Genomic DNA, 14,291 nt, shown 5'->3' with positions numbered 1-14,291 from the left:
CCCTCCGCGCGTTCCGCCGACCGGCGCGCAGGACCTAGTACGCCGAGGCGGCGTTCTCGGCGAGGATCGCCCGCAGCCGGGTGGTGCGCGGCTGCGCCGGGCGCTCGGTGACGGCCTGGGCGAGCGCCGGGCCCGCCGCGTGCACCACGGACAGGTGCCGCTCGCCGCGGCCGAAGGCGGTGTAGACCCACTGCCGGGTGAGCGCCGGGCCGGCGTCCTCCGGGAGCACCACGACCGCGCCCGGCCAGCGGCGGCCGAGTGCCTGGTGGACGGTCAGCGCCCAGCCGTGCCGCAGCCGGCCCACCTGGGCGGGCGGGACGGTCCGGCGCGAGCCGTCCGCGTACGCCAGGTGCAGGCCGGTGGCGTCGCCGTCCAGCACCCGGGCCGGGCGGGTGACGCCGGGGGCCGGGGAGTCGACCACCCGGTCGCCCGGGTCGAAGCCGCCGAACCGGCCGGGCCCCGGGTTGAGCCGGGCCTTCGCGGCGGCGTTCAGCGCCCGGGTGCCCGCCGGGCCGCCGTGGCCGGGGGTGAGCAGCACCACCTGCTCGGCGGGGATGCCGAGGGCGCGGGGGATGGAGTCGGTGAGCAGCTGGAGGGCGCGGTGGACGGCTTCGCCGCCGTCCTTCGCGGTCAGGATGACCACCTCCTTGTCCGGCGCCTCGACGGGCTGGAGCTCGCCGATGCCGACGCCGGAAACCAGCTCGCCGATCGGGCCGAAGTCCGGGGTGCGGGAGGCGACCGCCGGGCAGACCTTGGCGGCCAGCAGGTCGGCGAAGAACCGGCCGGGGCCGGCCGACCAGAGCTGGCCGGGGTCGCCGCTGAGCACCAGCCGGGTGCCGTCGGCGAGCGACTCCAGGACGGTGGCGGCCAGTTCGACGTCCAGCAGCGGGGCGTCGAGGACGACCAGGACGTCCAGGGCGAGCGTGCCGTCGGAGGCGCGGCCCGGCCCGGCGGCGCCGGAGAGCAGGTCGGCGAGGGTGATCACGGCGGCCGGGGTGTCGGTGAGCGCGGCGAAGGACTCCCGGCCCTGGTCGGTCCAGGTGGCGGCCCAGGCCCGCAGCCCGAGGCCGCCGGCAGCGGCCAGCAGCGCGGCGGGTTCGGCGCGGGCGGCCTCGCCGCCGGTGTGCAGCACCAGGGCGCTGTCGGCGACGGCCTGGATCAGGGCGGTCGCGGAGGAGGACGGCGCGGCCTCGCCGGCAGCCGCCCACGCCGTCGGGCCGGGCGCGGCGGGGGCCTGCGGAGCGTCCTCCGCCGTGGCCTCCGCGGGGGCCACGCCCGAGTCGGAGCCCGAGCCCGCCTCGGAGCCGGAGCCCGCCTCGGAGCCGGAGCCCGCCTCGGAGTCGGAGGCCGGCGAGGAGTCGGCCGCGGACTCGGCGTCCTCCGGCGTCCCGGCGTCCTCCGCCGTGTCCTCCTCCGGATCCTCCTCGCCCGGCTCCGGGTCCTCGCCCGGCTCCGGGTCCTCGCCCGGCTCCGGGTCCTCGCCCGGCACGAAGGTCGACATCAGCCGGACCAGCCCGTCCGCGAGGCTCTCCTCGGCCAGCGCGAGCCGCTCCAGGGCGAGCAGCGTCCGGGTCGGCGGCTCCTCGTCCTCGTCGCCGCCCGCCGCGTGCGCCTCGGGACCGGTCAGCTCCTCCTGGAACGGCATCGCGCGCCCGTCCAGGACGGCGGCCTGGATCGCCGCGGCCGAGTCCGGCAGCCCGTGGCGGTCGAGCCCGGCCGCGATCTCGGCGACCTCGACGGCGGAGTGGCCGCGCAGCGCCGCCTGCTCCAGCAGCCACGGCACCAGCGCCTGGGCGCGGCGCGGGTCGCCGGGGCCGGCGGCGGGGCCGAGCAGGCCGCGGGCGAAGCCGTCCGCGTGCTCGGGGCGGACGCCGGGCAGGGACAGCACGGCCCACGGGTCGGAGCGCAGCTGTTCGGCGGCGCCGTCGCCGAACTCGGCCACCGCGGCGGCCGCGAGATCGGCCGGGGCGCCCCCGGCGGTCAGCACCTCGGCGGTGTCCTTGAGGGCCTGCGCGCGCTGCTGGTCGGGCTGCGCGGAGGCCGGGGCCGGGGCCTTGGCGTCCTTAACGTCCTTGGCGTCCTCGGGAGCCGCGGGCCGGCCCTCGCCCTCCGGCGGTGCGGCCTGCGGGCCGACACTGCGGATCCGCTGCGCCAGCTCGGCGATCGCCGCCGCCTTCTCCGCCGGGCTCGCCGTCTCCGCGGGGCTCGCCGTCTCGGCCGGGCTCACCGAGACTGCCGAGGTCTCCTCCGGAGCGCCGTTCTCCGTGTCACTCATCGTCCGCTCCAAGGGTCACTCCACTGCGTGTTCAGCTGAACGAGGGGGGCTACAGCTCGCTCCACCCCTGGTCCGGGTAGCGGTGCACCGGCGACGAGATGTCGTCCAGCGCACCACGGATCTCACCCGGAAGCGTAAGCGCCTCCACCGACAGTGCCGCCTGCAGCTGTGCCACCGTACGGGCCCCGACCAGCGCGCTCGCCACTCCGGGCCGGTCCCGGACCCAGGCGAGGGCGACCGCGAGCGGGCTGCTGGCGAGGCCGTCGGCGGCCGTGGCGACGGCGTCGACGATCCGCCGCGAGCGCTCCCCGAGGTACGGCTGGACGAACCCGGACAGGTACGGCGAGGCGCCGCGCGAGTCCTGCGGGACGCCGTGCCGGTACTTGCCGGTGAGCACCCCGCGCCCGAGCGGCGAGGAGGCGAGCAGCCCGACTCCGGCGTCCGCCGCGGCGGGCAGCGCCTCGCGCTCGATGCCGCGCTGGAGCAGTGAGTACTCCAGCTGGGCCCCGGCCAGCGGCGTGCGCCCGTGGTGGGCGCGCTGCCAGGTGGCGGCCTTGGCGAGCTGCCAGCCGCTGAAGTCGCAGACCCCGACGTACCGGGCGCGCCCGGAGGAGACGGCGATGTCGAGGGCGCTGAGCGTCTCCTCGACGGGCGTCATGGGGTCGAAGGAGTGCACCTGCCACAGGTCGACGTAGTCGGTGCCGAGCCGGCGCAGCGAGGCGTCGAGGGCGGCGAGGAGGTGGCCGCGGGAGCCGTCGAAGCGGCGGGCGGACTCCGGCACGCTGCCGGCCTTGGTGGCGATGACGAGTTCGGAGCGGGGGATGAGGCTGTCGGTGAGCCGGGAGATCAGGTACTCGGCGCCGCCGTCGGCGTACACGTCGGCGGTGTCGAGCAGGGTCCCGCCGGCGTCGACGAACTCCTTGAGCTGCTCGGCGGCCTCGTGTTCGTCGGTGTCGCGGCCCCAGGTCATGGTGCCGAGGCCGAGCCGGGAGACCTGGAGACCGGTACGGCCGAGGTGACGCTTTTCCATCGGACGGGCCCTCCACTGGCCGGTGGCACCGGGCGCCCCGGTAGCCCTGAGAACGCGCAGGTGGGGAGAGCGCTCCCCACGTCGGCTGAGCGTAGCGGCCGGTGTCCGGGCAGGGGTGGCGACCCGCAGAACGATCACCGGGCCCGGGCGGCGGCGGGTGTGACCCAGACCACCACTACCGGTCAGTAGCATGACCGGTGAGTGCGCGGCTACCCTCGCCACCAACCCTCACCGACTGGAAGGTTCGGCACATGCGACTCGGAATCAACCTCGGCTACTGGGGTCTCGGCATGGACGCCGACAACATCGCCGTGGCCCAGGAGGCGGACCGGCTCGGCTACTCGGTGTGCTGGGCGGCCGAGGCGTACGGCTCGGACGCCGCGACGGTGCTGAGCTTCGTCGCCGCGAAGACCGAGCGGATCGACGTCGGTTCGGCCATCTTCCAGATCCCCGCCCGCACCCCGGCGATGACCGCGATGACCGCGGCGACCCTGGACACGCTGTCCGGCGGCCGCTTCCGGCTCGGCCTCGGCGTCTCCGGCCCGCAGGTCTCCGAGGGCTGGTACGGGGTGAAGTTCGACAAGCCGCTCGCCCGCACCCGCGAGTACGTGGAGATCATCCGCAAGGCGATGTCCCGCGAGCGGCTGGTCCACGAGGGCGCGCACTGGACGCTGCCGCTGCCCGGCGGCCCCGGCAAGCCGATCAAGCTCACCGTGCACCCGGTGCGCGAGCACATCCCGCTGTACATCGCCGCGATCGGCCCGAAGAACCTGGAGCAGACCGGCGAGATCGCCGACGGCTGGCTCGGCATCTTCTTCTCGCCCGAGCACGCCGCGCTCTCCCTCGACCCGCTGAAGGCCGGCCGCGCCAAGGCGGGGCAGGGCCTGGACGGCTTCGACCTCTGCCCGACCGTCACCATCGCGGTCGGCGAGGACATCACGGCCGGCGTCGACTCCCAGCGCTCCTACGCCGCGCTGTACATCGGCGGCATGGGCAGCAAGGAGAAGAACTTCTACAACCAGCTCGCCCGGCGGATGGGCTACGAGCAGGCCGCCGACGAGATCCAGGAGAAGTACCTGGCCAAGGACTACGCGGGCGCCGCGGCCGCCGTCCCGCACGACCTGATCGACGCCACCTCGCTGATCGGCGACACCGCCCGGATCGCCGACCGGATGCAGGCCTACGCCGACGCGGGCGTCACCACGCTCACCCTGGCCCCGTCCGGCTTCACCCTGGACGAGCGGATCCAGGCGCTGCGCACCGGCGTCGAGGCCCTGGAGCGCGCCGGCCTGGCGTAGCCGCCCGGGGCCGTCGGGCGGCACTACAGCCAGTCGTGCCGCTTGAACACCCGGTGCAGCACTATGCAGACCGCGACCATCAGCGACAGCACCGCCGGGTACCCCCAGGGCTGGTGCAGTTCGGGCATGTCCTCGAAGTTCATCCCGTAGACGCCCGCGATCATCGTCGGCACGGCGGCCAGTGCCGCCCAGGCCGAGATCTTCCGCATGTCGTTGTTCTGCTGCACGCTGACCTGCGCCAGGTTGGCGTTGAGGATGTCGGACAGCAGCCGGTCCATGCCGTCGACCTGGTCGGTCACCCGGGCCAGGTGGTCGGCGACGTCCCGCAGGTAGGGCAGGGTCTCCGGGCGGATGTACGGTTCGCCGCCGCGGGCCAGGCGCAGCGTCGGTTCCAGCAGCGGGCCGGTGGCGCGGCGGACGGTCATCACCTGGCGCTTGTAGCCGTAGATCCGGCCGGCGGTGTCGCGGCCGACCCGGTTGGGGGCGAAGACGTCCGCCTCCAGTTCGTCCAGGTCGGTCTGGAGCCCGGTGGCTACCTCCATGTAGCCGTCGACGATGGTGTCGCACACCGAGTGCAGCACCGAGCTGGGCCCGTAGCGCAGCAGTTCGGGCTGCTTCTCCAGCCGGGCCCGCAGGCCGGAGAGCGGGGCGTCGGCGCCGTGCCGGACGGTCATCACGAAGTCCGCGCCGAGGAAGACCATCACCTCGCCGATGGTCACCGCGTGGGCGCCGGGGTGGTAGCCGAGCGTCTTGAGGGCGACGAACAGGGAGCCCTGGTACGGCTCGATCTTGGGGCGCTGGTGGGCGCTGACGGCGTCCTCGACGGCCAGTGGGTGCAGGGCGAACTCCCTTCCGACGTGGTTGAGTTCCTCGGCGGTGGGCTCGAACAGGCCTATCCAGACGAAGCCGCCGGGCCCGGCGGCGCGGGCGGCGGCGAGCGCGCCGGCGAGGTCGTCGGGGGCCTCGATCCGGTGGCCGTCGTGGTAGCTGGCGCAGTGGACGATCATCGGGCCATTGTGGCCCGGGGAGGGGTGCCCGGGGCGGAGCCGGGCCAGGAGGGCCTCGCGGGCCGGTGCCGGCGGCGGCCCAGGAGGGCCCGTACCTCGCCCGCGCGTTGCGCGCCCGCACCCCGCGCCGGCACCCGACGGCCGCAGCTCGCACCGACACTCCACGCCCGCGCCCGGAGGCCGTAGGCTGAGCCCCATGCCCACCCTGCTGCTCGTCCGCCACGGCCGCTCGACCGCGAACACCGCCGGAATCCTGGCCGGTTGGACGCCCGGCGTGGACCTCGACGACACCGGGCGCGCGCAGGCCGCCGCGCTGGCCGGCCGGCTCGCGGGGATCCCGCTGGTGCAGGCCGTCAGCAGCCCGCTGGAGCGCTGTCGGCAGACCCTGGAGCCGTTGCTGGCGGCCCGGCCCGAGCTGGGCCCGCCCGCCGAGGACGAGCGGCTGGGCGAGTGCCACTACGGCGAGTGGACCGGTCGGCCGCTGGCCGAGCTGGCCAAGGAGCCGCTCTGGCGCACCGTGCAGGACCACGCGGCCGCCGCGGCCTTCCCCGGCGGGGAGTCGTTGCGCGAGCTGAGCCACCGGACGGTCGGTGCGGTCCGGGAGTGGAACGAGAAGGTCGCCGCCGAGCACGGCGCGGACGCGGTCTGGCTCGCCTGCTCGCACGGGGACGTGATCAAGGCGGTGGTGGCCGACGCCCTCGGCCTGCACCTGGACCACTTCCAGCGGATCAGCGTCGAGCCCTGCTCGGTCACCGCGATCCGCTACACCCCGCAGCGGCCCTTCGTCCTGAGGATGGGCGACACCGGCGACCTCGGCTCGCTCGCGCCCAGGCCCGGCGCGGCCCCGGCCGCCCCGGCGGGCGACGCGGTGGTCGGCGGCACCACCTGAGACGGTCGCCCCGCCTGACCCGCCTGACCCGCCTGGTACGACCCTGGTCCGACCGGCGCCATCCGACCTGACCGGAGCCGCCCGGCCCGGAGCCGCATCACGTGGGCGGGAGCGCCGCCGCACGCCGCTCCGCAGCGGCCGGCGGCACCACCTGAGCTGGCCGGTGCCACTGCGGCTCGGCTCCCCTGCGGGGGCCCGGAGGTCGTAGGGTGACTAACGAGCCCCGCCGCGTGGCGAGCCCGCGCCCGGGCCGCCGTACGGCAGCCCGAGCCATGACGTCCGAACGATCCCTGTGATCCCCACGACCGACACGATCCGGAGCGAGAGCGTGCCCCGTCAGGTCTTCTTCTACGACCAGCCCGAACGGTTCGTGGCCGGCACCGTCGGCCAGCCCGGCGCCCGGGCGTTCTACCTGCAAGCCAGCGCCCGGGGCCGGATCACCAGCGTCCTGCTGGAGAAGACCCAGGTGGCGGCGCTCGCCGAGCGGATCGACGAGGTCCTGGACGAGGCGCTGCGGCGCAGCGGCGGCGACGTCTCCATCCCGGCCGCCGCCCCGCAGGACCTGCTCGACACCGCACCGCTGGACCTGCCGCTGGAGCAGGAGTTCCGGGTCGGCACCATGGCCCTGGCCTGGGACAGCGTGGACGGCTGTCTGGTGGTCGAGGCGCAGGCGCTGATCGAGGTGGAGGAGGACGAGGACGAGGACAGCGCCGCGGCGGTCTTCGAGGACGACGACAACGGTCCGGACATGCTGCGGGTGCGGCTGTCCGGCGCGATGGCCCGGGTGTTCGCCAAGCGGGCGCTGGACCTGGTCTCGGCCGGCCGCAAGCCCTGCCCGTTCTGCAACCTGCCGCTCGACCCGGAGGGCCACCTGTGCCCGCGCGCGAACGGCTACCGGCGCTGAACACCGAGACCCCGCCCCAGGCGGACCCGGCGGCCGCCGCCGCCCTCGCCGCCGACGTGCCCACCGCGCTGGAGCTGCTGCGCGAGGGCGAGTTGACGGTGCACGGGCGCCTCACCGAGGCGTCCAACGCCGCGTTGTACTGCACCGCCACGCACGGTTCGCTGAGCGCGCAGGCCGTCTACAAGCCGGTCGCCGGGGAGCGCCCGCTGTGGGACTTCCCGGACGGCACGCTGGCCGGCCGCGAGGTCGCCGCGTACGAGGTGTCGGCCGCGACCGGCTGGGCGCTGGTGCCGCCGACCGTGCTGCGCGACGGGCCGCACGGGCCCGGGATGGTGCAGCTGTGGGTCGAGCCGGATCCGCAGGCCGAGCCGCTGCTGGCCCTCCAGGACCCGCGCGGCCCGGAGCACGGCTGGCTGCCGATCGTGCGGGCCGAGGTCGGCGGGGGACGCACCGCGCTGCTGGTGCACCACGACGACCAGCGGCTGCGCCGGCTCGCCGTGCTGGACGCGGTGCTCAACAACGCCGACCGCAAGGGCGGCCACCTGATCCCGGCCGCCGACGGCCGGGTCTACGGCATCGACCACGGCGTCACCTTCAACACCGAGGGCAAGCTGCGCACCCTGCTCTGGGGCTGGGCCGGCGAGCCGCTGCCCGCCGAGGCGCTGGAGGTGCTGACCCGGCTCGCCGAGCGCCTGGACGGCGAGCTGGCCGCGCGCCTCGCCCCGCACCTGACCGCCGCCGAACTGGAGGCGACCCGCGCCCGGGTGGCCGGGCTGCGCCGCACCGGCCGGCACCCGCTGCCCTCCGAGGACTGGCCCCCGATCCCCTGGCCGCCGGTCTAGGGCCTGCGGACCGGTTCGGGCCGGCTGATGGTCTGGACCTGTCCGCGAACCGGCAGCACACTGCTCCGATGGACGCGTTACGGACCACCCCCACCCCCCGTACCACGCCGGACCTGCCGCTGCACCGGCTACAGGTCCCGCTGCCGCACCTGCTCCCGTTCGCCATCGGGAGCTTCGACACGATCGGCCCGCTGTCCCGGGCGGGCTTCCCGCACCGGCACTCGTTCCACGAGATCGTCCACGTCACCGGCGGCCGCGGCGCCCACGTCCTGGACCTGGTCCACCGGCCGCTGGCGCCACCGCAGTTGTGCGTGATCACGCCCGGCCAGGTGCACTACTGGTCGGACGCGGACGAACTCACCGGCCAGGTCGTCCTGTTCAATGAGGACTTCCTGCTCCGGAACCCGCAGGACCTCGCCGCGCTGCGCACCCTGGCCACCCGCCCCGCGCTCGGGCTCGGCGAACAGGCCGGGCCGGTGGGCGCGTTGCTCGCCGACATGGAACACGAGTACCGCTCCAGGCAGCCCGGCTACCAGGGCGTGCTGCGGGCCAGTCTGCACATCCTGATCGTCCGGGCGCTGCGCGCCGGCCGGCCGGGGGAGCGGCCGTCGCCGCCCGGCCGGCCGACCGAACTGGCCTCCGCCTTCACCCGGTTGATCGCCGGCCCGGGCGGGGTGCGGCACTCGGTGGCGTCCAGTGCGCAGGAACTCGGCGTCTCGCCGGGCCACTTGCAGACCCTGGTCAAGCAGGCCACCGGTCGCACCCCGGGCGGGCTGATCCGGCGCCAGCAGACCCTGGAGGCCAAACGGTTGCTGGCCTGCACGGATCTGACGATTCGTCAGGTTTCGAAGGAGGCGGGCTTCGCCGACCCGGCCTACTTCTGCCGTTTCTTCCGGCGGGAGACCGGGATGACGCCGGGGGAGTTCCGGGCCCGGGTCGACGGAAATCACCACGATCCCCGGATCGCGTCCATCGCGGCGGCCCCGGACTGCCCGTAACTTTGCTGGTGGCCACCGGTGGTCGGTCCGGCGCGCGCGGACGGGCGGCCGGTTCGGCCCTTGTCATGCCCCCACCATGGCAAGGGCCGCCCCCCACATCCACCCCACCCCCCACCCGAAGGAGAGGGCGCATGCCCACGCCCGACGGCATGATCAGCCGCAAGACCGTCCTGAAGGCCGCCGCCGCGCTCGGCGCCGCCCCGCTGCTGGTCGGCGGCGGCGTCGCGCTGGCCCGCGAGCAGGCCGGCACCGGTCGGCCCCCCGGCCTCACCCCCGAGTGCCACGACGGTGACGACCCCACCATCGAGCAGACCGAGGGCCCCTACTTCAAGCCCAACTCCCCACTGCGCAGCTCCATGGTCAACGACGGCCCCGGCACCCGGCTGACCGTCAGCGGCTACGTCTTCGGCCGCGCCTGCCGACCGATCTCCGGCGTCCTGCTGGACTTCTGGCAGGCCGACGACAACGGCGCCTACGACAACACCGGGTTCACCTTCCGCGGCCACCAGTTCACCGACGCGAACGGCGCCTTCAAGCTGGACACGATCGTCCCCGGCCTCTACCCGGGCCGCACCCGGCACCTCCACGTCAAGCTCCAGGCGCCCGGCCGCCCGGTGCTCACCACCCAGCTCTACTTCCCCGGCGAGCCGCGCAACAGCACGGACACCATCTACGACGCCCGGCTGCTGATGAACGTCCGCCAGAACGGCCCGGGCCGTGAGGGCAGCTACGACTTCGTCCTGGACGTGCCGCAGACCCCGGGCACGCCGAGCCCGACCCCCACCGCCACCCCGACCGGAACCCCCACCGGAACGCCCACCGGAACGCCCACGCCGCCGAGCGGCAGTTGGAAGCCCGGGGCCTCGTACAACGCGGGCGACCGCGTCACCTACTCCGGCGCCTCCTACCTCTGCCTCCAGGCGCACACCGCCATGGTGGGCTGGGAGCCGCCGAACGTGCCGGCCCTCTGGCAGCGGTCGTAGCGGCTCCGGCCGCGTCCCCCGGGGTGCCGGGCGCCCGGTCGGCGGCAGGGTCGACCGGGCGCTCAACCGTGTCCGAAAGCCTGCCCGAAGCCTGTTGAAAGCCCGCCCAACGCCCGCCCAACGCCTGCCCGAAGCCTGCCCGAAGCCCGCCCGACGCCCGCCGCATGCCTGCCGGAAACAACGCCGGTCCCGTCAAGGTCCGTTCCTTATCAGTCGGGAAGCGGTCCGGCAATGACAGGAAGCGAATCCAGTCGATCTTGTGTACTGGTTAGGCTTTCAAATGTTCGCAAGGTTAAAGTCGGTTCCATGCATGCCTGGCCCGCCTCCGAGGTTCCCGCCCTGCCTGGTCAGGGGCTCCCCCTCCGTATCTTCGACACCGCAGCGGGCACGGTCCGTGAGGTCGTGCCGCAGGACGGCACCGCCCGGATCTACGTCTGCGGCATCACCCCCTACGACGCGACCCACATGGGCCACGCCGCCACCTACAACGCCTTCGACCTGGTGCAGCGCGTGTGGAAGGACGCCGGCCACGACGTCCTGTACGTCCAGAACGTCACCGACGTGGACGACCCGCTGCTGGCCCGGGCGGTCGAGACCGGTCAGGACTGGGTGGCCCTCGCCGAGCGCGAGACGGCCCTGTTCCGCGAGGACATGACCGCCCTGCGGCTGCTCCCGCCGGCCCACTACATCGGCGCCGTCGAGTCGATCCCGTGGATCGTCCCGCTGGTCCAGAAGCTGCTCGCCAGCGGCGCCGCCTACCAGGTGGACGGCGACATCTACTTCTCGGTCGACTCCGACCCCCGCTTCGGCCAGGTCTCCGGCCTCGACCGGGAGGCCATGCGCCCGGTCTTCGCCGAGCGCGGCGGAGACCCGGACCGCCCGGGCAAGCGCCACCCGCTGGACGCCCTGCTCTGGCTCGCCGCCCGCCCGGGCGAGCCCGCCTGGGAGACCGAACTCGGCCACGGCCGCCCCGGCTGGCACATCGAGTGCGTCGCCATCGCGCTGCAGTACCTCGGCATGTCCTTCGACATCCAGGGCGGCGGCAGCGACCTCTCCTTCCCGCACCACGAGATGGGCGCCTCGCACGCCCAGGTCGCCACCGGCGCCCACCCGTACGCCAAGGCGTACGTGCACGCCGGCATGGTCGGCCTGGACGGCCACAAGATGTCCAAGTCCCGCGGCAACCTGGTCTTCGTCTCGGCACTGCGCCGCGAGGGCGTCGACCCGGCGGCGATCCGCCTGGCGCTGCTTTCGCACCACTACCGCGAGGACTGGGAGTGGACCAAGGCGACCCTGGACGAGGCCGTCGAGCGCCTCGCCCGCTGGCGGGCCGCGGTCTCCCGGCCGGACGGCCCGGCCGCCGAGCAGCTGCTCGACGAGGTCCGTACGGCGCTCGCGGACGACCTGGACGCGCCCGCCGCGCTGGCCGCCGTCGACCGCTGGGCCGAGCAGCAGGAGGCCGGGGGCGGCACCGACATGGGTGCGCCCGGCCTGGTCAGCCGCACCGTGGACGCCCTGCTCGGCGTCGCGCTGTAGGACCTGCCTCCTCTCAACACGCCGAAGGGGCGTCCGGACCACGCGTCCTGACGCCCCTTCGGCGTTGTCCGGGGCGGGCCCGGGGCGGCGGCTACTCCTCGTCGCCGTCCTGGCTCTCCCGGGCCGAGCCCGGGGACTCCGGCTCGGCCGGCCGCTCCGCCGTGGCGTGCCCGGCCACCGGCTTCTCGCCGGTCGGCCCGACGTTCTCCCGGCGGCGCAGGTAGCGCTCGAACTCGCGGGCGATCGCGTCGCCGGAGGCCTCCGGCAGCTCCGCGGTGTCCTGCGCCTCCTCCAACTGCTGGACGTACTCGGCCACCTCGCTGTCCTCGGCGGCCAGCTGGTCCACGCCCAGCTGCCAGGCCCTGGCGTCCTCGCCGAGCTCGCCCGGCGGGATGCGCAGGTCCAGCAGGTCCTCCAGCTTGTTGACCAGGGCCAGCGTCGCCTTGGGGTTCGGCGGCTGCGCGACGTAGTGCGGCACGGCCGCCCAGAGTGTCACGGCCGGGACCCCGGCGTGCGTGCAGGCCTCCTGGAGCACCCCGACGATGCCGGTCGGGCCCTCGTAGCGGCTCTCCTCCAGGTCCAGCCGGCGGGCCAGCTCCGGGTCGGAGGTGACCCCGCTGACCGGCACCGGGCGGCTGTGCGGGGTGTCGCCGAGCAGCGCGCCCAGGATCACCACCAGCTCGATGCCGAGCTCGTGCGCGAAGCCGAGCAGCTCGTTGCAGAACGAGCGCCAGCGCATGCTCGGCTCGATGCCGCGCACCAGGACGACGTCCCGGGTGGTCGGCTCGGTCACCCGGATCACCGAGAGCCTGGTGGTCGGCCAGGTGATCCGGCGGATGCCGCCGTCCAGCCAGACCGTGGGCCGGTTGACCTGGAAGTCGTAGTAGTCCTCCGCGTCTAGGGCGGCGATCACCTTGCCGCCCCAGGTGTCGTCCAGATGTGCCAGGGCCGCGGAGGCGGCGTCGCCCGCGTCGTTCCAGCCCTCGAAAGCGCAGACCATCACCGGGTCGATCAACTCGGGAACATCTTCCAGCTCGATCACCCAGCGTCTCCCTCCGGTCGGCGGTCGAACCTGCGCCGCCTCGGCTGGCCTGCCGGGGCGCCGACGGGTCGGCTGCCGACTGTCGAACCTCTCGTCACCCATGGAACGCCTCGCCCCATGGTCCCTACCTGCCCAGCCTACGGGCTTTGATGCGCACCGCGGCCGGGCACCGGGACAGTCTGGGGGAGCGTGCCGCCCCGATCCAGCGGATATCCGGACGGTCCGGGCTGACGGGTCGTCAGCTCCTCCGGGGCGGGCGCGGACGGTGTCCGAGCGGCGACGCGGCGCGACGACGCACCCTTCCCGCACGCGCCGTTCCCGCACGCACTCTTTGCCGCGCGCGCCGTTCCCGCACGCGCCGCCGGAACCCCTCAGGCGTCCACCCACCCGCGCCGGTACGCCGCCCAGTGCTCCGGGGTGGCGGCGAAGTCCACGTAGAGCGCGACGCCGAAGTTCCGTCGCCCCGGGTCCTGGCGGCCCAGGCCCAGCCGGACGCCCCGGACGGCGGCCGGCACGGTCTCGGCGTCACCCCGATGGCCGTGCCGGTCGTCCCAGAAGAACGGCAGGCCGATCAGCAGGTCCACCCCGGCCGGGGTGGCCTCCAGCGCCAGTTCGGTCTGCAGGGCGACGTAGCCGCCGAACAGCGGCTCGGTCGGCATGCTGGTGTCGTACGCCATCACGGCGACCTGGTCGACCCGGCGGGCGGTCTCGGTGAAGTACGCCTGGTCCCACCACTTGCCGTGGTCGGTGAGCAGGATCCCGGCGGTGTGCAGGCCGGGCACCGGGTCGAGCTGCGGGGCCGCCACCGAGAGCGCGGCGCCGTGCTCGGCCGTGACCGGGCGGACCTGGTCGAGCAGAGCCAGCCAGCCGGCGCTGCCGGGCCGGATCGGTTCCATGTCGAAGTGCACGCCGTCGAAGCCGAGGTCCAGGACCTGCCGGGCGGAGGCGGTGACCCGGTCCCGGGTGGGGGCGTCCTCCAGGTCCAGGGCGTCCTTCTCCGGCTTGACCTCGTCGCCCAGCCAGCTCTGCACCCGGACGTCCGGCAGCGCCCGGTGCACCGCGTCGGTGAACCAGCGGGCCCGGGGGTGGACGGCGGGCGGCAGCGAGCCGTCGTGTTCCAGCGGGCCGGTGTGCACGTACAGGTCGCGGACGCCGGTGCCGGCCAGCTGCCGCACCAGCGCGGCGACGTCGGCCTCGCCCTTGCGGCCGTCCACCCAGGCGTGGCCGAGCCAGAGCGCGTCCCGGCCGCGGGTGCGGGCCTCGGCGGACGGGTCGCCGGTGTAGTGCAAGCGGATCGCGACGAAGGCCGAGCCGAGCGCGGCTGCCGGCACGGCCGCCGCGAGGCCCAGTGCCAGCAGCGCCCGGCGCCACCGGGACCAGCTCCGCCAGCGCTTGCGCAACGCCCGGAACGGGGCCGCCAGGGCCCCCGTGACGCGTCGCGCGACGGTCGGGAATCGGCCCACGCGGTTGCTCCCCCCTTGCGGTCG

The 14,291-nt window shown here is 74.8% G+C and carries 12 protein-coding genes; 7 read left to right on the top strand and 5 right to left on the bottom strand.

What is annotated here, in order from left to right; all coding sequences use genetic code 11:
• Positions 1 to 34: 34 nt before the first annotated feature.
• Together AB0O82_RS15775 and AB0O82_RS15770 are read right to left on the bottom strand one after the other, a co-directional pair.
• Complete coding sequence (locus tag AB0O82_RS15775) at positions 35 to 2,275, bottom strand: helix-hairpin-helix domain-containing protein (protein ID WP_363583933.1); 2,241 nt, start codon at positions 2,273 to 2,275, stop codon at positions 35 to 37.
• 49 nt (positions 2,276 to 2,324) lie between these two features.
• On the bottom strand, positions 2,325 to 3,305 hold the full coding sequence (locus AB0O82_RS15770; RefSeq protein WP_350878016.1) for an aldo/keto reductase: 981 nt from the start codon (positions 3,303 to 3,305) through the stop codon (positions 2,325 to 2,327).
• 251 nt (positions 3,306 to 3,556) lie between these two features.
• On the opposite strand from AB0O82_RS15770, the gene AB0O82_RS15765 reads away from it, so the two are divergent.
• Positions 3,557 to 4,603 carry an LLM class F420-dependent oxidoreductase gene (locus AB0O82_RS15765; protein WP_363583931.1) on the top strand — a complete coding sequence of 349 codons (1,047 nt, stop codon included), beginning with the start codon at positions 3,557 to 3,559 and terminating at the stop codon, positions 4,601 to 4,603.
• 23 nt (positions 4,604 to 4,626) lie between these two features.
• Here AB0O82_RS15765 and AB0O82_RS15760 read toward each other — a convergent pair whose 3' ends face one another.
• Positions 4,627 to 5,610: a magnesium and cobalt transport protein CorA gene (locus AB0O82_RS15760; protein WP_363583930.1), complete on the bottom strand. Its 984-nt coding sequence runs from the start codon at positions 5,608 to 5,610 to the stop codon at positions 4,627 to 4,629.
• A 196-nt stretch (positions 5,611 to 5,806) separates the two neighbouring features.
• Between AB0O82_RS15760 and AB0O82_RS15755 the strand changes: the two genes are divergently transcribed.
• The 6 genes from AB0O82_RS15755 (at position 5,807) to mshC (ending at position 11,762) form a co-directional block, all read left to right on the top strand.
• The gene (locus AB0O82_RS15755; protein WP_363583928.1) at positions 5,807 to 6,499 is read left to right on the top strand and encodes an MSMEG_4193 family putative phosphomutase; all 693 of its coding nucleotides are present in this window, start codon (positions 5,807 to 5,809) and stop codon (positions 6,497 to 6,499) included.
• 328 nt (positions 6,500 to 6,827) lie between these two features.
• Positions 6,828 to 7,403 (top strand): DUF3090 domain-containing protein, encoded by a 576-nt coding sequence (locus AB0O82_RS15750; RefSeq protein ID WP_350878006.1) that lies wholly within the window; start codon positions 6,828 to 6,830, stop codon positions 7,401 to 7,403.
• A gap of 56 nt (positions 7,404 to 7,459) precedes the next feature.
• Positions 7,460 to 8,245, top strand: coding sequence for an SCO1664 family protein (locus tag AB0O82_RS15745; RefSeq protein WP_363583970.1), 786 nt, complete (start codon positions 7,460 to 7,462; stop codon positions 8,243 to 8,245).
• Between the two features lie 68 nt (positions 8,246 to 8,313).
• On the top strand, positions 8,314 to 9,243 hold the full coding sequence (locus AB0O82_RS15740; RefSeq protein WP_363583926.1) for an AraC family transcriptional regulator: 930 nt from the start codon (positions 8,314 to 8,316) through the stop codon (positions 9,241 to 9,243).
• Between the two features lie 131 nt (positions 9,244 to 9,374).
• Positions 9,375 to 10,226 (top strand): carbohydrate-binding protein, encoded by an 852-nt coding sequence (locus tag AB0O82_RS15735; RefSeq protein WP_350878004.1) that lies wholly within the window; start codon positions 9,375 to 9,377, stop codon positions 10,224 to 10,226.
• Between the two features lie 306 nt (positions 10,227 to 10,532).
• A complete protein-coding gene (mshC, locus tag AB0O82_RS15730; RefSeq protein WP_363583924.1) occupies positions 10,533 to 11,762 on the top strand; it encodes a cysteine--1-D-myo-inosityl 2-amino-2-deoxy-alpha-D-glucopyranoside ligase in 1,230 nt (409 codons plus the stop codon).
• A 91-nt stretch (positions 11,763 to 11,853) separates the two neighbouring features.
• On the opposite strand, the gene AB0O82_RS15725 is transcribed toward mshC, so the two are convergent.
• Together AB0O82_RS15725 and AB0O82_RS15720 are read right to left on the bottom strand one after the other, a co-directional pair.
• A complete protein-coding gene (locus AB0O82_RS15725; protein WP_363583922.1) occupies positions 11,854 to 12,804 on the bottom strand; it encodes a PAC2 family protein in 951 nt (316 codons plus the stop codon).
• A 371-nt stretch (positions 12,805 to 13,175) separates the two neighbouring features.
• The gene (locus tag AB0O82_RS15720) at positions 13,176 to 14,267 is read right to left on the bottom strand and encodes a hypothetical protein (protein ID WP_363583920.1); all 1,092 of its coding nucleotides are present in this window, start codon (positions 14,265 to 14,267) and stop codon (positions 13,176 to 13,178) included.
• Positions 14,268 to 14,291: the final 24 nt, after the last annotated feature.

Source organism: Kitasatospora sp. NPDC088264, assembly GCF_040685715.1.
Lineage (GTDB): Bacteria > Actinomycetota > Actinomycetes > Streptomycetales > Streptomycetaceae > Kitasatospora.
Note: the sequence above shows the minus strand (reverse complement) of the source record. Positions and strands in the feature narration are given on the sequence as shown.